Source organism: Paraburkholderia sp. SIMBA_054, assembly GCF_046534875.1.
Taxonomy (GTDB): domain Bacteria; phylum Pseudomonadota; class Gammaproteobacteria; order Burkholderiales; family Burkholderiaceae; genus Paraburkholderia; species Paraburkholderia hospita.
The window spans coordinates 1-476 of the sequence record NZ_JAWRXV010000242.1 but is presented as its reverse complement, the minus strand read 5'-3'; the positions used below and the strand labels follow the sequence as shown (position 1 = coordinate 476).

Genomic DNA, 476 nt, shown 5'->3' with positions numbered 1-476 from the left:
GCACCGCATTCAATCATCCGTACGATCGCCCCGGCACGCTGGCCTCCACCGCCGCGGCGCCGAGCGCGACGCTTGCCGGCGATGCGAACCGGCAGGCGGGCGACTGGACCGACTATGGCGGCTCGCCGTTCGGTCAGCGCTATTCGCCGCTTACGCAGATCACCCCTGAAAATGCGCGGCAATTGAAGGTCGCCTGGCAATTCCAGACCGGCGACAAGCCGGGTCCGGGCGACCCGACTGAAACGACCGATGAAAATACACCCATCAAGGTGGGCAACAAATTGTTCCTCTGCACGCCGCACAGTATCGTGATTGCACTCGATCCCGCGTCGGGCAAAGAACTGTGGCGCTACGATCCGCATATCCAGAGCCCCGTCGGTTTCAAGCACTGGGAACATATGACATGCCGCGGCGTGTCGTATCACGACGACGCGATGTATTCGGCGAATGCCACGGCCGGGGCTGCGGAAAATGCA

Annotated in this window: 1 pseudogene; it reads left to right on the top strand. The window is 62.4% G+C overall.

Annotated features, from left to right (window positions below):
- Positions 1 to 476, top strand: a pseudogene (locus SB822_RS54960) (membrane-bound PQQ-dependent dehydrogenase, glucose/quinate/shikimate family); the annotation flags it as partial.